This is a genomic window from Sediminicola sp. YIK13, from assembly GCF_001430825.1.
Lineage (GTDB): Bacteria > Bacteroidota > Bacteroidia > Flavobacteriales > Flavobacteriaceae > Sediminicola.
The window spans coordinates 1713859-1735203 of the sequence record NZ_CP010535.1; the positions used below are offsets into that span (position 1 = coordinate 1713859).

Sequence of the window (21345 nt, forward strand, 5' to 3'; positions counted from 1 at the left end):
TTTATGAAAAACAAAACAATTCAAATATTTATTGGTATACCCGAACATAATCAATTTCCATAGTTCCCTGCGTGAAATTAGGGTCGATGGAACCGCCCAAGGTCCCACCCATGGCTATGTTCAAAAGTATAAACTGATCTTTATTAAAAGGCCAGGTATCACTATTTTTTGATGCCGGATTATAGGTGTAAAATAGAGTATCATCCACATAAAAATCCATTTTATCAGCTGTCCAGTCCACGGCATACACGTGAAATTCGGTAGTCGTATCCGGAATTTCTATAATTCCCTTATTTACCGTATTTCCAAAACTGGAAGGTGTATGTATTGCACTTGAAACTTCGCCAATATTATTGCCTACATGTTCCATAATGTCTATCTCACCACAAGATGGCCAATCAACAGTGGAAATATTTGACCCCAAGGTCCAAATTGCAGGCCATGTACCACCCCCTGATGGCAATTTCGCACGTACCTCTATTCGACCATAAGTAAATGCAAATTTAGAGTTCAGTCGTGCCGAGGTGTAGCTTTTGGTGGAATTATAGGCTGTATAGTTCTCCTTTTTTGCGACAATTTTTAAGGTACCATTGGATACATAGGCATTATCTGTCCTTGCTGTATAATGCTGTTGTTCTCCATTGTACCAACCTCCATTTACTGGCGGTACTTCTTCAGAAAACCAATTACTGCTCAACACAGCGCCTTCAGAATCGAACTCATCCGACCAAACTAGACCTGTTTCATCCAAAACATAAACAGTAATGGTCTTAAAAGTGCTAATAACGTCGTTCGTACTAGAGTAGGCAAAAACACTGATCACATGACTACTCTCTCCAGAAGCGGTGAATTTATAATCAAAAACACCATTTACACTTTCCTGTTCTTCTTGGTTCCCAATTTTAAATCCGTACCGTACCGCATTGGTAGCTGTTGCCGTACATTGTATCATACCAGATCCATCGCCATTTGGATTATTCGCATCTGCACCTACAATGTTAACCGTTAAATTTAAATTAGTTGGAACTACATCCTCCTCAATTGGTTCTGCGGCAGCATCCCCACTGGAGCAAGATGTTAAAAAAAATAACATTAAGCCTCCTATCAACATAATTCTACTATAAATTCCGCTTATCATAAATAACAATCTTGTTTACTTCAAAAATAGTGATTTTAAGAAGGGGCACATGATGTGCCCCTTTCAAAATCAAATACTAATTTATTCTGCGATAAGTATAAACCACCAATCGAACTCGTTATTACCATCTGTTGTCCGCAACAACATTTCGTTTTCAGAACGGCTAAAGAATTCATATTTGTGATTCCCACCTGTATAATACCCCATAAAACCAATCCCTGTTAAGTTTAAGGTTTCTATACCTCCTGGGGCCGACAAAGTCCATTGTGCCGTATAATCATCATATGGGTAATTTTCAATATCTGCTCCATTGGGCGTTTCATTGTGTGCCCCCAATTCATCTATTAATCCAACACGTCCGAACACTGTTCCACCTTCTCCTGTATCATGGGTAAAAGTCCCATCGATATTGAAAGTATACCGATCATCGTACATCCCTGTTGCAGCCTTATCATTTGCTGGAGCACCAAAAAATTCATTTGGTATGGAACCACCAACTGGTCCAAGTCCAAAATGACCATCGGCCTCTGCTTTTATCCTCCAAGTTCTAGAACTGTTAGAGGTAAGCATGGTTAACAAATCTGCCGGCGGAGAATAAGTCACCAATACATCTACTTCTCCAAAAGTACTTGATAAAATACCCCCTGCTCCAACCGCTACGACGGTAAAATTATACGTTTTCAAACCGGTTTCCGAAAACTCATACGTTGCCTTCCCATTGGGAGAAGCTGTAATTACACCATTGTAGATAAACTGATAGCTAATGGCATTATCAGCCGTAGCAGTAAGGTTGACCCTGCCACTACCATCCCCATTGGGGTTTTCAGCATCAGCACCCTCTATATCAATATCAATCTGAATATTGGTAGGCACTAAAATTGGATCTAAGTCTGGTTCGTCTTCTTGGCAGCCAATAAAAAGGACTGCCGCAAAGAGAACCATTACTAAACTTTTTATTTTTCTCATATTTTTCATTATTAAATGATTTTAATTATGGAAATATACATTATCAATGTAAAAATCAAATGTGCCTGTAGGTAATCCCGAGAAAATCAACTGTTGAATTGAATTTGTAGATGTCATCCCAGCGTTGATAAAATCGGCCATAGGTATATCCAAAGAAACCCACTCTCCCTGCGCAATACCATCAAAAACGATTTCTGCTTCAGTTGCCGTCCCGCCAAGATCTACCAATTTAACCCTGAACGTGGTTGCATTTGGCGTCCATACATCTACATGGAAAAACGCCATCCCAGATGCATCTACAGCGTCTGGATCATAAAATTCCACACCCACGAAATCGGCATCTATATATTCCTTAGTGTCATTTCCTTCTACCTGTATATCAGTTAAAGTACTGGTACTCCAAGATGATCTCCAAGAACTTACGTTTACATCTGTCGTATATACATTGCTGTACATATTAATGACATCTGCTTGTGCTTCCGTTGGGTCTGGCGCTGCAGTAGTTGGTTTATCGGCAGTAGTTCCACCTCCACCAGAAGCATTTAAGGTGATATTATCAAAATAGGAAATGCTTTCAGATGATCTATTATCAAAATCCGGGAAAACTATAAGTGTATTAATCCCATCGGCTTCCGGAAAGCCAATTCTGCTTGTAAAGTCGAACGTCAGCTCTTCCCATTCGTTTATTTTGGTATTGGCCACCTTTATTTCGGCTACCGTACCTTGACCTTTGGCCAATTTAAGTCCAACATCACTGATCCTGTCCTTGTACACCATAATTTTCACGACACTATTTGAAGTGGACAGTGTAAATGGAACTAAAGGTGTCTCCACACCGGCAAAAGGTTGTGCATTATCCGTACATGGCGCTTCTGCTCCGAATCTTGCCGTAAACTTCGCTACCGTTGCCGAAGTATTAAGAACAGTACTAGGGTTGGACACTATCTCCAACAATGGATTATCAGAATTTTCGAATACCTTCCATTGTGATGAAGCCCCAGCGGAACCGCTTTCAAAATCTACTGGAAAAGTCGTGTTTCCACTTCCGCTCAAACCTGCATTATCGCAAGTTCCGCCTCCGGAACCACCAGAAGCTACAGCGATATCATCAAAGTAAAATTGTTCACCTTGACCGGCACTACCAAAATCTGGGAATACAATGGCGGTATCAAAAGAAATTGCTGTATTGAAAGCACCTGCAACAGGATTTGTCATATCAAATGACAGTTCTTCCCAAGCCATGGCAACCGTACTGTTAACTTCAACCTCTGCAAAAATTACAGGGTTCCCATTACCATCCCTATCCGCAGTAGAATCTTCAATCTTAAAACGGATTGGCGTACCAACTCTTGGGGACCAAACTTTTATTGTTACCGTTGTTCCAGCAGAGAAATCTATTGCTCCCTGCAATGGAATACTAGCTCCAGCAAAGGTCTGCGCTCCAGCCAACTTATCAATTTCCAAAACTTTGGTCGTCGTATTTATTCCAGAAGCATCTGGATTATCAATTATTCCCGCTGGGATAGGACCGAAATCCGATGCACCGAAACCAATGATCGTGTAATCAAGTGTTGTTGACTGAAAGCCAATTGGCAATTGAGGTTTTGCTGCAGAGGTTGTTCCTGAAACAGCGATGTCGTCAAAATAAAATTGTTCTCCTTGACCTGCATTTCCAAAATCTGGGAATACAATGGCCGTATCAAAAGAAATTGACGTGTTGAATGCACCGGCAGTAGGATTTGACATATCGAATGACAGTTCTTCCCAAGCCATTGCTACCGTACTATTTACCTCGACCTCTGCAAAGATTACAGGATTACCATTACCATCCCTATCGGCAGACGAATCTTCTATTTTAAAACGAATTGGTGTACCTATTCTTGGCGACCAAACTTTTATTGTTACCGTTGTTCCCGCAGAGAAATCTATTGCACCCTCCAATGGAATCGACGCACCAGCAAAGGTCTGCGCTCCGGCCAACTTATCAATTTCCAAAACCTTGGAAGAAGTGTTGGCTCCAGAAGCATCCGGGTTATCAATGATTGCGGCTGGTATTGGACCGAAATCCGATGCACCGAAACCGTTGATTGTATAATCAATTGTGGTTGATTGAAAATCTATTGGCAATTGAGGTTTGGCAGATGTGCCTCCTCCAGCGATGGCCACGTCATCAAAATAGAACAATTCTGCTTGTCCAGGAGCTCCAAAATCAGGGAAAAGGATAGCCGTATCAAACGAAATTGATGTGTTAAAAGCGCCTGCCACTGGATTAGTCATGTCAAATGTCAGCTCTTCCCATGCTGAGGCAACCGTACTGTTAACTTCTACTTCTGCAAAAATTACAGGGTTTCCATTTCCATCCCTATCAGCTGTGGAGTCTTCAATTTTAAAACGTATTGGTGTACCTACTCGTGGCGACCAAACTTTTATAGTTACTGAAGTACTTGCAGAAAAATCTATTGCCCCTTCTAACGGTATACTAACTCCAGCAAAGGTTTGAGCATCTTGCAGTTTATTTACCTCCAATACTTTAGCACTTGTATTGATGCCACTTGCATCAGGATTATCTATGATGGCAACTGGAATACCAGAAAAGTCTGCGGCTCCAAAACCGTTTAAGACATAATTAACCGTTGGGTCTTCAAAAGTTATAGGTAAAGTAACTCCATTTGAAGCTCCTGAAATTGTAACAGACTTAGTAAGCTCGATGGTAGCTGCACCACCACCTCTTGCAACAACTCTTATATCATAATCACCAACTTCAGCATAGACATGTACAGCAGACTCACCATCCATTATAGTAGTAGGCTCTTCATCTTCAACATCACCAAAATACACATCATAAACCGTAGCATTGGTTGCGCTTGGCGTAACGGATACCTCAAACGGATCTGTATCTGAAATTACCGCAGTAAAATCAAGATCTGTTGGGGCCGAAAATGATATGGTCACTACACGTACCAGTTCACTTTTTAATCCTGTCATACCGATGGCAACAACCCTTAGGTTAAACTCACCCTCGGCATAAACATGCGTAGCGGTTTCGCCCGGGCTCACCTTTTCAGGAGTTTCCCCTTCTACATCACCAAAGAATATCTCAAAGGTTGAGGCTCCTTCAGCTGTAGGGGTAACGGTTACCGTTCCCGTATCATCTTGGGAAATATTGAATATGGCCTTTATGTTCGTTGGGGCCGAGATATTTTCCAATGCATAGGATGTTTCCTCTTTATCGCAGGAATTAAATACATTGATGACTAAAAATAATACCAGTAATTTCTTTATATGTTTCATTTGTCCTTAGTTAAGTTTTATTAATATCCTTGGTTTTGTGTCCAACGGTTTCCTGCCAACTCTATCTCTATAGATGGAATTGGAAATAATTCATTTTTACCGGCACTAAAGCCAGGGATTGCTTGAGCTGCGTTACCAGTTCTCACCAAATCAAAAAAGCGATGTCCTTCGCCCATCAACTCTACTCTGCGCTCATCTTGGATAGCGTTCGCCAATGCAGCTCCAGTAACCGCCACCGGCAGTAATTCGGCCCTTTCGCGAACTCTATTTAAATAAGCCTGGGCTTTGATATCATCACTTGCTGATTTTCTATTATTGGCTTCTGCTGCCATTAACAACACATCTGCAAAGCGGATGGCCCTGTAATTATTAGGATTCGTCAAGTTTGAATCCCCTGTATTCAAATCACCTTTTCTGGCAATATATTTTCTGTTGTAAAAACCCGTATGTTCAAAGCCTTCTACATAGGTGGCTCCCGTTTGCTCGGCCCATTCAACTATGTTCAGGACAGCCACATCCCGTCTAATGTCCCCTGTCTCAAAGGCATCATAAGACTCTTGGGTTGGAACGTTGAAACTAAACCCAGAATCAAAATCCGGACCGGTATAATTACGGATGCCATTAAACCCAACGGCGACGTTTCCTTCACTACATTGTAAGCAACCAAAACCGGCACCTTCCACATCTGTATATTGCACTTCAAAAACAGATTCAATATTATTCTCTCCCTCTTGTTCAAAGATTGTATTGTAATCTGTTACCAAATCATAGGGCCCACTATTTATAACCTCTTCCAAAACTGTTGCTGCTTCAGAAAATTTATCTTGGTATAGGTAGACCTTTCCTAATAATGCTTGGGCTGCTCCTTTTGTAGCCCTTCCTGTTTCCGATTGCACAGCTGGCAAATTAGCAGCAGCAAAAATAAGATCAAGTTCTATTTGGGCATACACTTCTGATTTTGGAGTCCGTTCCACAATATCTTGGTCCCCGAACAACAATCGTTTATCCACGGACAACGGCACATCTCCAAACCACTTCACCAATTCAAAATAGTAATAGGCCCTTAAGAAGGTTGCCTCTGCAATCACCACTTCCTTTCCAGAAAAATCGGTCTTGTCCTTAAATTCCAAGATATAATTGGCTCTATTCACCCCTGCGAACATCCAGCTCCAAATATCACGTAACTGTGCATTTACCGGGTTATGCGTCATATTGTCCACTTCCTGTATTCCTGGCACATCGGTAGCACTTTCACCACCGGCCAAGGTGTTGTCAGAGGCTATCTCCCCTAACATCACATTTAGATACGTAGACTGCAAAAGATCGTAAGCCCCTATTAAGGCACTTTGGTAATCTTCCTCCGAATTGAAAAAACTTTCTGAATCCTCGTTAAAAGAGTCCACATCAACAAAAGAATCGCTACAAGAGATAGCTACAGCCCCTATCAAGAATGCGACAATTGTAGATTTTAATATTTTATATTTCATTTTCATAGCTATTAAAATTTAAGATTTGCACCTAAAAGGTATGTTCTTGGAACAGGGTAAAATCCTGGATCTATCCCTGCTCCGATAGGAGCTCCCGAGGAAGCACTAGGATCGTAACCTTTATATTCTGTAAGCGTAAAAACGTTATTGGCCGAGATATAAAATCGGAGCTTGTTCAATCCCAATTTTTCTACTGTTCTAATCGGCAACGTATAGCCCAATTGTACATTCTGTAACCTTGCGAATGAACCATCTTCAACAAAAAAGTCTGAAAACAATGCATTGGAAGTAGCTCCAGTGGTAACTCGAGGATATGTGTTGGTACTGCCTTCACCTGTCCATCTATTTAAAGTATAAATAGATTTGTTGACCAAGGGCTGAACACGCTCATAGTTCCTTACTATTTCATTCCCTATGGTAGCAAAAGCGTAAGCACTAAAATCCCAGTTCTTGTAATTAAAAGAAAGATTAAGTCCCATTGTCGCATCTGGTATTGGGTTACCAATATCGATGCGGTCGTCGGAATCTATAACACCATCGCCGTTATTATCCACAAATCTGATGTCTCCGGGAGCAGCATTATTTTGAGTCGCATGCGCGTCTATTTCTGCTTGGTTCTGAAATATTCCATCGGTCTCCAATCCAAAGAAATATCCAATGGGCTTACCACTGGTCATTCGTGATGGTGGGTCTTGACCGACACCAAATCCTCCACCTGGAATAAATCCTACCCCATTATTTACAGAGAGCACCTCATTTTGTAAGAATGTTACATTGTAATTGATGCCCCAAGAAAAATCTTCGGAACGATCACTACTATAACCAATCGCAAATTCGAATCCTTTGTTCTCCACAGAACCTGCGTTCACTACTGGAGAGGCCGAACCTGGAGCAGCTGCTCCCAAAATTCCAGAAACTGGAGGTTGTAACAATAAATCATCAGTCCTTTTACTAAAATAATCCGCGGTAATATCAATATTGTCATTGAATAACTTAAGATCTACCCCGATATCCAATGTCTTCTGCTCTTCCCATTGTATGGAAGGGTTCGGCAACACCCCAACGGCATTACCAAAAACCAATTTGTTCCCCAGTACATAAGCAGCTTCACCACTTAAAATCCCCCTAAAAGCATTACCTGGAATACGATCATTACCTACAATACCGTAACTCCCCCTTAATTTCATAAAAGAGATAATCTTGTTGTCATTTAGGAATTCCTCGTCAGAGACGATCCAACCAACAGAACCTGATGGGAAATAACCAAATTTATTACGTGGTCCAAATCTTGTTGATCCGTCCCTTCTAATAATTCCCGATAGCAGGTATTTACCCTTATAGTTGTATTGTAATCTAGTAAAATAGGACAGCAACCGTTCTTTAAACCTTCCACTGAGCCCGCTCAATATTAAATCGTTTCTTAGATCAACAGCATCTGCAATATCTGCCTGGGGAAAAGCTACAGGATTTTCAAAAAACCCTTGTGTGCTGCCAGAGAATATACCTCTAGTGTCAAACACAGACATACCCAAGGTAGCTTTAACGCTATGATCGTCGCCAATATTTTTGTCATAGTTTAAGAAAGCATCAAATGTATAATCCTTAAAAATATCCTTATTTACATTTAGAAAACTTCTGCCGTCATTATTAAATACCTTTCCAGAGCCATAAAATACTGTAGGTGTGAAGTTTCTTCCCTGCACTTCGGCATAATTGAACTGCAAGCTGGTCTCGACCGTAAAATCTGTCAGAAAATTATAATTCAATCCAATTTTACCGCTCAATTTATCTACTACGGTAGAATTAAATGTATTTTCAATTTGAGCCAAGGGATTGATAACTTCGTTCCCTAATCCTTCCGCCAGGGTAAATGCCCCACTGGCATCCCTCACATCAAATGTAGGGGCGTTATTCAAGGAATTGAACAATACAGATCCCAAACCTCCTTCATTTAGTCCTTTTTTATTGGTACCCGTATAGATCAAGTTGGTGGTCAACTTTAAGTTTTCCAACAAATCATGATTAAAATTCACTCTGGTGGTATACCTCTTAAAATTAGCTTTATTCCCACCTACAATACCATCTTGGGTCAATAGCGAAAAACCAACAGAATAGGTAGATTTCTCGGTACCACCACTCATGGTAAGGCTATGATTGAGAATAGGTGCTTTTTGAAAGACCTCATCCTGCCAATTAGTGCCCGTACCCAAACCAGCTACACTTGGAAAAGGAACAGCCTGACCACCTGCAGCAAATGCCTCATTGGCCAATAGGGCATATTCCGTGGCATTTAATACCGGTATTTCCCTTGAGGTTTCCTGAAAACCTCCGTAAACATCATAATTAAATTTTAGTGCTGTATTTTTTCTACCAGTTTTGGTAGTGATTAAAATAACCCCATTTGCTGCACGCACACCATAAATACCAGCAGTAGCATCCTTTAATATGTTCATACTTTCAATATCACTAGGATTGATAACACTTAAATCCTCAATGACGTTACCATCAACAAGAATTAAAGGTCTGTTATCTCCGTTAGTAGATATACCCCTGATACGAATGCTTGATGCACTACCTGGAGACCCAGATTCCGATGTTATCTGAACCCCGGCAACCTGGCCCTGCAACGCCTGTTCTATTCGTTGGGGATTTAATTCCTCTATGGTTTCTGATCCCACCACGGAGACCGCCCCTGTAATTTCCTTTTTCGTAGAAGAACCGTACCCAACAACAACAACCTCATCTAGGTTATTGACATCTTCCACCATAGAGACTACTAAAGGGTTGGAATTTTGTATGGTAATTTCCTTAGTTACAAAGCCAATGTAAGAAAACGACAAAACGTCCCCTACCTCGACATTACTAAGGGTGAAATTACCATCAAAATCTGTAGTGGTACCCCTACTTTCCCCTTTAACAAGTACATTGACACCCGGAAGTATATCATTGATACCGGCATCTTTGACCGTACCATTAATTGTAAATCCCTGACCAAAAGAATTGGCCACTGATAACATGATGGTAAGAATTAATAATGTGTATTTCATATGTAGTGTATTTTGAAATCACAAATTATCCTATTATAAAATGATAATCTAATAATCTACCCCTACAAAAAATATACAATATTAAATAATACACCCATTAAAATATCAAATAACCAATTGACCCCTTATTTTACTGAGGCTTTAAAATAAAACAACCTTGTAAATTAATTTAACAAATTTTTACGAAAAGGACGAATGTTGTGGTAATGTTGTGGTGCTTAAAAATAATGTTGTGTTCTCTTAGAGGTTTAAGATGTAATCTGTAAGGCTGTTTTCATGGGATAAGTCCATCTTTTTTCTCAATCTGTACCTTTTTACCTCGACACTGCGCACGGAGATATTTAGTAAAGGTGCTATTTCCTTTGAAGACAAATTAAGCCTTAAATAGGCACACAACCTTAAATCGTTCGATGTGAGTTCTGGATGAACATTCTTAATTTTCTTTAGAAAATCTTTATCCGCATTGTTAAAGGCATCCTCGAAAAATTTCCAATCGTCCTCATTGTTAATGTTTCGATCAATAGTTTTGATCACAGATTTTATTTTCGCGGCATCCTTGACATCTTTTAATTGCTCCTTGATGGTGTTCAAGAATTCGTTCTTTTTAATCAGGCTCATGGTAGAAACGGCAAGTTCCCTGTTTTTACTCTCTATTTTGAGCTTTAATTTATCATTTTTTAATTGGACAAGTCTACGCTCGGCCCGTAACTTCTTTTGTTTGTTCCTTTTTTCATTTTCCTTAACCAATGCTTCCCTTTGTTTTCTGTAATAGGATTTATAACGCTTATGCACGAAAATGGAAATAATAAATACTACCAATACATATCCCATGATCGCAACAACAGATAAATACCAGGGCGTAGAAATGGTAAAGGAATAGCTGGCCAGGTTATTGGACAATTCGTTTCCTATTAAAGCTCTTACAGAAAATGTATAGGATCCATGTGGTAGATTATTAAAAGATATTTCTGGAATTTTGGACCAGGCGCTCCAGTTGTTATATCCGCCAGACAATTTGTATTGGTAGTATACCTCCGTGTATTTATCATAGACGGGAACGTTATAGGAAATTGAGAAATTGTTTTGTTTAGCATCAAAAGCTTCCTGCGAAAATAAGGGCACTTGGTTTTCTTGAGAGGCATCTAACGATCTGTTAAATACCCCCGAAATACGAACTTCATATTTCTTGGTATTTAATCGATCTAGATTTAATACGGAGAATCCGTCGGAGGCCCCAATAAGATAATTACCATTATTCAGGTATTCAAGACATTCGAATCCTATTACACCTAGGTTGCGCCTAAAAGCGTTGGAAATAGGAATTTTAGTAACACGAGGTATATTATTGAACCTACCTGGAGTAACGCGAATAAGGTTTCTATTGGTAAAGCCCCATAAGGATGCAGTGTTCGGATCAGAAATAAGGGTGCCTTTAACGGGATCATCCTCTGCAAAAAAGATATTCGAAAAAAGTGAATCCCTCTTGAATTCCCTTTTGTTGCGATTGAAAGCATAAACACCATTTTCTGAATTGGAAGCATATAGCAAACGCTCCCCATAAGTTACCAGACTGGTCCCAAAACCATAAGCTTGCTGACTATCCTTTATCACTGCCTTTTTAAAAAGTGGATCCAATTCCAAGGTATACACCCCTTTTACCTCATGGTTGACCATAACGGTATTGCCATTGAGGAATTCAAAAAAACGTGAAGAGATATCGAACCCTTCAATTTTATTTCTGAACAACCATTGTCCGTCTTTCCTTTCAAGAATACTTAGGCCAGAATAGTTCCCCTGCAACAATAAATTTTCACGACCTTCGATTCTTTTAATGTCCCATGTTCCGGGATAATCAGAAATTTTCAATGCCTCCTCGCCATTGATCAAAAATGTACCATCGGTATGGCCACAGAACAGAGCATCCCCAATAATTTTAAGGTTCCAAACCTGTCCGTTGGTATTTTGTATCAATTCAAAATCTCCATTTGAATCCAACCGTTTGTAAAACAACCCTTGGTTTGTCCCTATATAAAGCCTGTCCTGAAAAACCTTAGCCGTATATACATCCCCTAATCTGCCTTTAAAATCTATATATTCCCGGAATGGGGAATTTAAATTGATCATGCTGATTCCATTGTCAAGCCCTAACCAAACATTGGAATCAACATCCTCGAAAACAGATAGAACTGTATTGTTGTGAAGTCCTGCCTCTTTATCAATAACTCTGAGAAGTGATCCATTTTGGTCTATATGGTACATTCCATGGGAGATGGTCCCCAGAATAAAACTTCCATCCCTTAACTGCAGGCTACTGTAAATGGTTTTCGACTTAAGATCTTTATCCGCAGCTATCTCCCATTTCTCAAATCTCTCATTTTCAAACCTATAGAACTCGCCTTGCTCCGTAAGAAAGCGCATCGATTTCTCAATACCAAAGGCACCCACAAAAACATTGTTTTTGGCGATTTCCCCGTCGGATATGAGCACCCCAACACCATTTTCAATTTTATAGATCCCCTGATTTATAATTTGATAATATACAGTATTAGCAATCTTAAAAATCTTGGCCCTCGTGGTTTTTGCATCGATAAATTCGAAGTTTTCGCTCTTTTTATTGTAGATGTAAATTCGGTCCAATGATTGAAAAAGAACCCAATCATCAAAATTTAGAATATTCCAAAATTGCTCGTCTTCAATTAAAGGCACATCCAGCTTTTCTACTAATGATGTATAGACCAACTTTCCATTTTCATCCTTTTTCCAGTAGCCAAACTCCATATAGCACCCGGTAAAGACATAATCATCTATCACCTTTATTGACCTAATTACAGTACCGTTAGGGGAACCATAGAGTGTCCACCCCTCCCCATTGTACTCAATAAGCCCCGCATTATTGGCGATATACATATAATTATTGGAGCTCTGGGAGATCATCCAATTCTGATTATCCCCTTGGTAATCATCTGGCGAATAATTCTGAATTGGTGGTAATTCTTGTGCATAAAATGAAGAGGAAAGCAAAAATAGCAATAGGAGAAAATTGGGAACTTTCAATTTTATATCGATTTTAAATGATGTTGGTTATAGGGCAAAAGAACCCATCAAGGCAAAGCTTTATTTTACACTGTAAGAAACAATGCCCCTCTAAACAATCTCTGCATTAAGACCAGCCAACAACAATTTGCTACAACGAGGTTTTAGGTCACTATATTCTCCTGTCTTCACTGTACATTTACCGTTGTAATGGACAATAAGAGAGCATTGTTCGGCCTGTTCGGAAGTATGATCACAAACATTAATCAACGTTTCGATAACATAATCAAAGGTATTGACGTCATCGTTAAAAAGAATAATTTCATTTTGCTTGACCGTATCTTCCTCGAGAAGCAGTTGTTCCGAGAGTTTTTCTTTTGTACTCATGGAAAGCTATTTTTAACGAATATAATAATTTTTCGTTTTACATACATTGAATATTTGGTGATTAGACATAAAAAAAGTGCCCAAAAGGCACTTTTTAACTATTGCAAGTAAGTAGTCTTGGTTATTATTCTAATACAGGTAGTTTAAGCCTATAATGTCGTTGGCATTGAATTCACCATCTTCATTAGCACTAAAGCAAGCCAGCATTAAAGAAGTTGGGTCGTATCCTTCAGGAGTGCCAGGAATTGGATTGGCACCAACTCCTGCAGTACCTTCATTGGTGTTTTGTCCACAGCTCTGTCTTGTCTGCCAATCTGTATGTCTAAAACCAACAGAATGTCCAATTTCGTGAGTGATCACATGCTCATTAACGTCTGTAGTGTAGTTGTCCAATCCATAGATTTGAATAAATTTATTTGGATTCCCGTTGCTTGGAAAACCGGCAGATCCTCCAGAACCGGATCCACTTGGATTGTAATAAACTACCATATCCTTACTCTGGTAATTGGTCCCAAAGGTCAAGGAAAGAGAAATAGAGAGATTTAGTCTGTTGTAGTTATCAACAGCATACTGCAATGCCGTACGTTCTTTTGAAGATAAAGCTTGACTACCACCAGTATACCCAATAATAGTTAGAGTCCTGGGGGACACAAGGTTAGTGGTATGATAATTTTTATCGGAGCTCCTGTCAATCTTCTTCAAGCTTTCCAATTGGGCCTTGGAAAATGTAATATCACCTTCTACCTGGATTCGTTTTTCTGTACTACCATCTGGCAGCATAAAATCTATTGATTTGACATCACCTATATTATAATGATTTGTTTTTAATAAGCTTATGATATCTTCCGTAACTTCCAACGACAATTCTTGTGGAATGGCTTCCAGCGAATTCTCATTAATGTCCTGATTGAAATCATTGTCTTTTTGACAAGCTACAAATACCATCAAAAAAAGCGATAGAACGGTGATTGATTTTAAATGTTTCATAATAAATTTCGTAATTAAATTAATCTAAAGTTTGAATTGTTAAGAATTTACCTACAATACTTAGAGAAATATATTACAATATTTTATTTATACAACATTTTATTAACGGATTTATGGTAGTATTCGATATTTTACCGCCACCCAATTATTATTTTCTATATTGGATTCATATTGCAAATTAAATTGACTACACCTTTCGCTTATAGTCGACATGTCCTCGGTGTAAAAACCACTTAAAAATAACACTCCATTTTTATTCAAACATTTCGCATAGGTTGGGATATCCTCCAAAAGAATATTCCTATTAATATTGGCAATGATTATATCGTATTTTTTCCCTTCCAACAAAGTTGCGTCCCCCTCATACACCTTTATTTCTGGATGTTGGTTACGTTCCACATTTTCCAAGGCATTTAGATAGCACCAATTATCAATATCTATGGCCTCAACAGCAGAAGCTCCTTTCATAGCTGCAAGAATGGCCAGTACGCCTGTTCCACTTCCCATATCCAAAACCGACTTCCCGGTAAAATCATGGTTTAGGATATGCTGCATCATCATATAGGTGGTCTCATGATGCCCCGTCCCAAAACTCATCTTGGGTTCTATGACTATATCATAGGTTACATCTGGTTTTTCGTGAAAAGGCGCCCTAACAACGCATGCATCCCCAACCTGTATGGGATTAAAGTTTTGCTCCCAAGTGGCATTCCAATTTTCCTGTTCAATTTCAACGACCTCATAATCAATAGTAAAATTTGGGTTGCTGAGGATTTGAATAGATGTTAACATGTCATCCGACCAATCTTCCTTTTTTATATATGCCAAGGCTCCTACTTCGGTTTCCACAAAGCTTTCGAATCCGACTTCTCCTAATTGGGCTATTAATATATCCGTTGCCGGCTGTAATGGACTTACAGTAAAGGTGTATTCGATATAATTATTGTTCTGCATTTTACACTATCATTAAAGAGAGGGAATTCCTTTACAGAAATCCCCTCCTTTGTATTAAAATTATGTTTCCTGTCTAAGGACGATTAAATTGCTTTGATAATGGCAATAAAATCGTCAGCTACCAATGCAGCTCCACCTATAAGTCCACCATCTACATCTGGCTTGGAAAATATCTCTACTGCATTCCCTGGCTTCACACTACCTCCATAAAGAATAGAAACATTATCTGCTATTTTTGCATTGTATGCCTCTGTTAGGGTTTTGCGTATAAAGGCATGCATTTCCTGCGCCTGCTCAGGGGAAGCTGTTTCACCTGTTCCTATGGCCCACACAGGCTCATATGCCAATATGATCTTGGTCCATTCACTTGCAGGCAATCCAAATAATGCATTTTTTAATTGACTGGCCACCACCTTAAAATGATCTCCAGATTTACGGTCCTGCAACTCTTCCCCAAAGCAAAACATAATTCGCATGCCCTTTGCCAAGCCTGCAACTACTTTTTTGCGTAAGATTTCATCGTTTTCCCCAAAATAGGCCCTTCTTTCAGAATGCCCAATAATTACCGTGTCCACGCCTATATCTAATAGCATATCCGCAGATATTTCACCAGTAAATGCGCCGCTCTCTTCAAAATGCATATTTTGTGCGATAACCTCAATGGCAGATGATTCCAAATGCTCTACTGCGGAAGCTAAATTCACAAAAGTTGGAGCTACCATGACCTCGGCATTGGTATCAGGCAATTTTGCCGATAGTTCTGCTAGCAAAGCCTCCGTTTCTTTATGGTTTTTGTTCATCTTCCAATTTCCTGCAACTATTTTACTTCTCATCTTATCCTATTTTAACTATTCTTAATTGAAATTTAATACCTCTATATCCTTATAGTGCACTTTCTGTACTATGGTGCCCTTTTCTAAGACCAATATCGCTGGATTGGAACGTACAATGGTCTTTAAAGCTGTCTCATCCGTAAAATAAAAATCGAAATCTAATTGATATTCATCAATGATCATTTTGGTATATTGTTCGTTGGATGCGGACATCCCTATAACTTTGTATCCTTTGTCTCTTGCGAGATCAGTCACTTTTTTTATGTCCAAAAAGGCATTTAAGTTACTCTTTGCCAAATCATATGCTATGACCATTACCAATTTATCCTCGGACAACAAGGATGATGCCCTGTCCTCCCCATCTTTTTCTATGGTAAAATCATGAATAGGAGGCTCGTACCCTTTTTGTATCTCGGTGGTCTCAACATCTATAAACTCCCCATCTACTGTTGGATACCCTCCATTGGTCACTATTATTTTTTCTTCCCCGTTCACCATAAATCTCCATGCATAATCATATACTGCTTTGGGGGCATCCTCCGGTACTGACATGCCTTCCTCTATGTTCACGCCTATTTTATAAGGCCTAAAATCAACTGCAGGCAAATGGTTCAACACATAATTCGCGAACAAACCGCAAGCCACAACGGTCACCACTGTCACAAGTGCTTGCACCTTTTCCCCAAAAATGGCCTTTATGTGCTTGGTGCCAAAAAATAGGATGACGATAAGCACCAATAAAATAACATCCTTGGTAAAGGATTCCCAAGGGGTAAGCTTAACTGCATCTCCAAAGCAACCACAATCTGTCACCTTATTAAAATAGGCAGAATAGAAGGTAAGGAACGTAAAAAATACAATCATGAGCAAAAGGCTCCAAACCGTAAATTTCACTTTAAATCCCACCAAGAGCATAACCCCCAGTAGCACTTCCAATATAACCACAAAGAGGGATATGGCCAATGCATAAGGCATTAAAAAAGGTAGATCTAGTACTCCTTGACTAAAATATTCCTCCAACTTAAATGAAAAACCTACAGGGTCGTTCAATTTTATAAGTCCACTTATAATAAATAATACACCAACAAAAATTCGACTAAACCCTACTAAATATTTCATATAATTAAAAGAAGCTGATTTTATATATTCTTGGATGCCAACAGTATCATGGCAAAAATGGAGTAATTGATAATATCTTGATAATTAGCACCTATACCCTCGCTGACCAATGTTTTACCTTTATTGTCCTCTATTTGTTTTACCCGCAATAGTTTTTGGAGAATTAGATCGGTAAGGGAACTAACCCTCATTTCTCGCCATGCCTCACCGTAGTCATGGTTTTTATCTTCCATCAGGGATTTGGTGGCGTCTATGTGTTTATTATATAAGGTAAGTGCCTCTTCGGCGGAGAGATCTGGTTGTTCCGCTATCCCCTTTTCAATTTGAATAAGGGCCATAATTGAATAATTGATAATCCCTATGAATTCAGATTTTTCATCTTCCTCGACCTTACGGACCTCATTTTCCTGTAATCCACGAATTCTTTGGGCTTTGATATAAATTTGATCGGTCAATGATGGTAGTCGCAGAATACGCCAGGCACAACCATAATCCTTCATCTTCTTTAAAAACAGATCTCGACAAGTTTTCACGACCGCATCGTATTGTTCTGAGGTTTGCTGCATGTAGTATTTCTAATTTGTGTAAATTTCGCTTAAAATTTTTAATTGTTCAAAGTTCACGGTTCAAACTTACCTTTTAAACCACAAGTACTTTTATTCTAATCCTATGACCATTAACTGCAAAGGAAACTTAATAGACCTAAATATCCCAAAAGTAATGGGAATATTAAACATTACCCCCGATTCTTTTTTCGACGGTGGCAAGTATAGGGATGATAAAGTAATACTGGAAAAGACCGGACAAATGCTAAAAGAAGGGGCTACATTCATAGATGTGGGTGCCTATAGTTCCAGACCCGGGGCATCCCATGTGTCCGAAGAGGAAGAGCTAAACAGGATTATTCCCATTGTAGAACTACTTTTGAAAGAATATCCCCAAATACTAATATCCATTGACACGTTCAGAGCCAAAGTAGCCCATTACTGCTTGGATAGGGGCGCTGCCATGATCAATGATATTTCTGCTGGTAAAATGGATACCGATATGCTCACACAAGTGGCAAATCACCAGGTTCCTTACATCATGATGCATATGAAAGGGACCCCGCAAACGATGCAACAGGAAACGTCCTATGATGATTTGATGAAAGATATACTTTTTTATTTTTCTGAAAGGGTTGCCGCTGCCAGGAAGCTCAAAATAAATGACATCATTATAGATCCAGGTTTTGGGTTTTCAAAAACTGTGGAACAAAATTATGAAGTCTTACAAAAAATGGACCTATTTCAATTATTGGAACTCCCTATATTGGCGGGATTGAGCAGAAAATCAATGATCTATAAAGTTTTGGGGACCAACGCAAATGGAGCCTTGAATGGTACAACGGCATTGAACATGGTTGCCTTGAACCGAGGAGCCAACATTTTGAGGGTGCACGATGTAAAAGAAGCACTGGAATGCATCAATTTAGGACAAGCCTTCCTTTAAATTTAATCGATTTTAAGTTCACCTATTTTTCCTATTTTTACAAAAAACAGCTACATTGGATTTTTTGAATTTTCTAGATTTTAAGATTACAGATTTTTTGGACATCATACTTGTAGCAATACTCCTCTTCTACATTTATAAATTGGTCCGTGGTACGGTAGCTATCAATATCTTTATAGGTATAGTCATTGTTTGGGCCCTGTGGAAATTGACAGAATTGGTAGAAATGAAAATGATCAGCAGTATGGTTGGTGGTTTTATGAACATTGGCCTTATTGCACTTATTATTGTTTTCCAACAAGAAGTACGAAAGTTCTTATTAATGGTTGGATCCACCAATTTTGCCTCCAAACGGAGTTTTTTACGGCAATTTAAGTTTCTGAAGCAAGAAGCTCTTACTACGGAAATAGATGTGGAGGCCATTGTGGGGGCCTGTGAAAAAATGAGCGCCACCAAAACTGGCGCACTCATCGTCATTGAACGAAACAACTCCTTGGATTTTATAAAGTCTTCCGGTGATAAAATGAATATTGAGGTCACCCAGCCCATTATAGAAAGTATCTTTTACAAGAACAGTCCCTTACACGATGGGGCCGCCGTTATCGAAAACAATTTCATTGTAGCCACTAGGGTCATCTTACCTGTTTCTAATGAGCGTACCATCCCATTGCGTTTTGGATTAAGACACAGGGCTGCAGTTGGTATTACGGAGAAAACCGATGCACTGGCCATTGTAGTAAGTGAAGAGACCGGTACCATATCCTATATCAAACACGGAGAATTTATCCTATTTAAGGATCTTAATGAGTTGACCAACATGATCAAGAACGATCTGATCTACTAAATTACACTACTTCTTCTGCAAGGAATTGTGCTTCGTATAAGCTTTTATAATATCCGCCTTTTTCCAAGAGTTCTTTATGGGTGCCCGTCTCAATAATTTCACCTGCATCCATTACCAATATTTTATCTGCTTTTTTGATTGTGGCCAAACGGTGGGCTATAATGATTGAAGTCCTTCCCTCCGTAATTTTCTCTGTAGCCTTTTGAATCAGTTGTTCTGAATAGGTATCCACAGAAGATGTGGCCTCATCAAGAACCAAAATACTTGGATTACTCACGTATGCCCTAAGAAATGCAATCAACTGTCGTTGGCCGCTGGATAACATGGATCCCCTTTCTTTTACATTATATTGATATCCTCCCGGTAAACTTGAAATAAATTCATGTACGCCAATTTGTTTTGCGGCCTGCTCAATGGTTTCTAAGGAAATTGATTTCTCCTTTAGGGAAATATTATTGGCAATCGTATCTGCAAAAAGAAATACATCCTGCAGTACCACAGCAATTTTGGTCCTTAAAGAGGCCAACTTAAAGGTTTTAATATCTATTCCATCAATGGCTATAATACCTGAATTTATCTCATAAAATCTATTCAGCAAATTGATGATGGTTGATTTTCCAGCCCCTGTTGCACCAACTATTGCAATGGTTTCCCCGGCGTTAACTTCAAAGGAGATGCCGTGAAGCACTTCTTCGTCCTCCAAATACCCAAAGCGAACATCTTTGAAGGATATATTGCCCTGTATTTCTTTCATCTCCAGTTCTCCATTGTCCTCGATAGAACTGTTGGTATCCAAAATTTTAAAGACCCTGTTGGCTGCCACCATTCCCATTTGTAGGGTATTGAATTTATCGGCTATTTGACGTAATGGTCTGAACAACATCTGTGACAACAGTATAAAGGAGAAAATAGTACCGTATTCCTCTTGACTTATCCCAGTAACATTTTGCACCCCTCCATACCAAACGATCAGACCTATGGTGATAGACGATACTATTTCTGCAATTGGAAAAAAGATAGAGTTGTACCAAACCGTTTTTAACCAGGCATTCTTGTGCTTCTCATTTATTGCACGAAATTTTTCCCGTTCCAATTTTTCCCTGTTGAACAGTTGTACAATTTTCATTCCGGTAAGTCGCTCCTGTACAAAGGAATTAAGATTAGATACTTGGGCCCTGACTTCTATAAATGCCACTTTCATGGCTTTTTGAAATAATCGGGTGGCGTACAACAAAACGGGCAAGATGGCGAAAACTATTAGGGACAGCCTCCAGTTCATGGCCAACATAACACCCGCAACCACAAACATTTTTAATAAATCTGAAACAATGACAAAAAAGCCCTGACTGAATATTTCTCCAATACGCTGCATATCTGCGACGGCTCTTGTAACCAGAACACCAATGGAGGATCCGTCAAAATATTTCATCCGAAAACCGATCATGTGTTTAAAAAGGGCAATTCTAATATCGCGAATAACCGATTCGCCAAGCCAGTTTGCATAGTAGTTAAATGACAGCTGACTTAATACCTCGCCCAGCAAAACTGCGGACATGATCAGTATTAAGTTCAATAGTTTTTCCGCGTCCTTGTTTTTAATGGCCACATCTACAATATCGCCTACCAAAATGGGGGTCAACACAGCGAAAACAGATAATAGAATCGCGGCAAAAGCTACTCCGTAAAAAGTGACGCTATACGGTTTTGTATGCCTCATCAATCTTTTGAACAACCTCATATCAAAGGCTTTTCCTGATTCTTTATCCAT

Annotated in this window: 15 protein-coding genes; 2 read left to right on the forward strand and 13 right to left on the reverse strand. The window is 39.2% G+C overall.

Features of this window, described 5'->3' with window-relative positions:
- Positions 1-28: 28 nt before the first annotated feature.
- The 12 genes from SB49_RS07630 to SB49_RS07685 form a co-directional block, all read right to left on the reverse strand.
- Positions 29-1138, reverse strand: a complete 1110-nt coding sequence (locus SB49_RS07630; RefSeq protein ID WP_082591086.1) for a glycoside hydrolase family 16 protein — start codon at positions 1136-1138, stop codon at positions 29-31.
- 81 nt (positions 1139-1219) lie between these two features.
- Positions 1220-2104, reverse strand: coding sequence for a hypothetical protein (locus SB49_RS07635; RefSeq protein ID WP_082591154.1), 885 nt, complete (start codon positions 2102-2104; stop codon positions 1220-1222).
- Between the two features lie 21 nt (positions 2105-2125).
- Positions 2126-5395, reverse strand: a complete 3270-nt coding sequence (locus tag SB49_RS07640; protein ID WP_062055375.1) for a hypothetical protein — start codon at positions 5393-5395, stop codon at positions 2126-2128.
- 20 nt (positions 5396-5415) lie between these two features.
- A complete protein-coding gene (locus tag SB49_RS07645) occupies positions 5416-6888 on the reverse strand; it encodes a RagB/SusD family nutrient uptake outer membrane protein (RefSeq protein ID WP_062055377.1) in 1473 nt (490 codons plus the stop codon).
- A 5-nt stretch (positions 6889-6893) separates the two neighbouring features.
- Entirely contained in the window at positions 6894-9929 is a 3036-nt protein-coding gene (locus SB49_RS07650) for a SusC/RagA family TonB-linked outer membrane protein (RefSeq protein WP_062055379.1), read from the reverse strand.
- 240 nt (positions 9930-10169) lie between these two features.
- Positions 10170-12983: a triple tyrosine motif-containing protein gene (locus SB49_RS07655; protein ID WP_062055381.1), complete on the reverse strand. Its 2814-nt coding sequence runs from the start codon at positions 12981-12983 to the stop codon at positions 10170-10172.
- 90 nt (positions 12984-13073) lie between these two features.
- Positions 13074-13349 carry an ATP-dependent Clp protease adaptor ClpS gene (locus tag SB49_RS07660; protein WP_062055383.1) on the reverse strand — a complete coding sequence of 92 codons (276 nt, stop codon included), beginning with the start codon at positions 13347-13349 and terminating at the stop codon, positions 13074-13076.
- A 129-nt stretch (positions 13350-13478) separates the two neighbouring features.
- Positions 13479-14336 carry a M57 family metalloprotease gene (locus SB49_RS07665; protein WP_062055385.1) on the reverse strand — a complete coding sequence of 286 codons (858 nt, stop codon included), beginning with the start codon at positions 14334-14336 and terminating at the stop codon, positions 13479-13481.
- A gap of 111 nt (positions 14337-14447) precedes the next feature.
- Positions 14448-15290 carry a 50S ribosomal protein L11 methyltransferase gene (gene prmA / locus SB49_RS07670; protein ID WP_062055387.1) on the reverse strand — a complete coding sequence of 281 codons (843 nt, stop codon included), beginning with the start codon at positions 15288-15290 and terminating at the stop codon, positions 14448-14450.
- 83 nt (positions 15291-15373) lie between these two features.
- Positions 15374-16123 carry a triose-phosphate isomerase gene (gene tpiA, locus SB49_RS07675; RefSeq protein ID WP_062055388.1) on the reverse strand — a complete coding sequence of 250 codons (750 nt, stop codon included), beginning with the start codon at positions 16121-16123 and terminating at the stop codon, positions 15374-15376.
- A gap of 21 nt (positions 16124-16144) precedes the next feature.
- The gene (locus SB49_RS07680) at positions 16145-17242 is read right to left on the reverse strand and encodes a BT_3928 family protein (protein ID WP_062055390.1); all 1098 of its coding nucleotides are present in this window, start codon (positions 17240-17242) and stop codon (positions 16145-16147) included.
- Between the two features lie 20 nt (positions 17243-17262).
- Positions 17263-17808, reverse strand: coding sequence for a DUF1599 domain-containing protein (locus SB49_RS07685; RefSeq protein ID WP_062055392.1), 546 nt, complete (start codon positions 17806-17808; stop codon positions 17263-17265).
- A 103-nt stretch (positions 17809-17911) separates the two neighbouring features.
- Between SB49_RS07685 and folP the strand changes: the two genes are divergently transcribed.
- The gene (gene folP, locus SB49_RS07690; protein ID WP_062055394.1) at positions 17912-18733 is read left to right on the forward strand and encodes a dihydropteroate synthase; all 822 of its coding nucleotides are present in this window, start codon (positions 17912-17914) and stop codon (positions 18731-18733) included.
- A gap of 55 nt (positions 18734-18788) precedes the next feature.
- Entirely contained in the window at positions 18789-19577 is a 789-nt protein-coding gene (locus SB49_RS07695; protein WP_062055396.1) for a diadenylate cyclase, read from the forward strand.
- A gap of 1 nt (position 19578) precedes the next feature.
- Here SB49_RS07695 and SB49_RS07700 read toward each other — a convergent pair whose 3' ends face one another.
- Positions 19579-21345, reverse strand: coding sequence for an ABC transporter ATP-binding protein (locus SB49_RS07700; RefSeq protein WP_062055398.1), 1767 nt, complete (start codon positions 21343-21345; stop codon positions 19579-19581).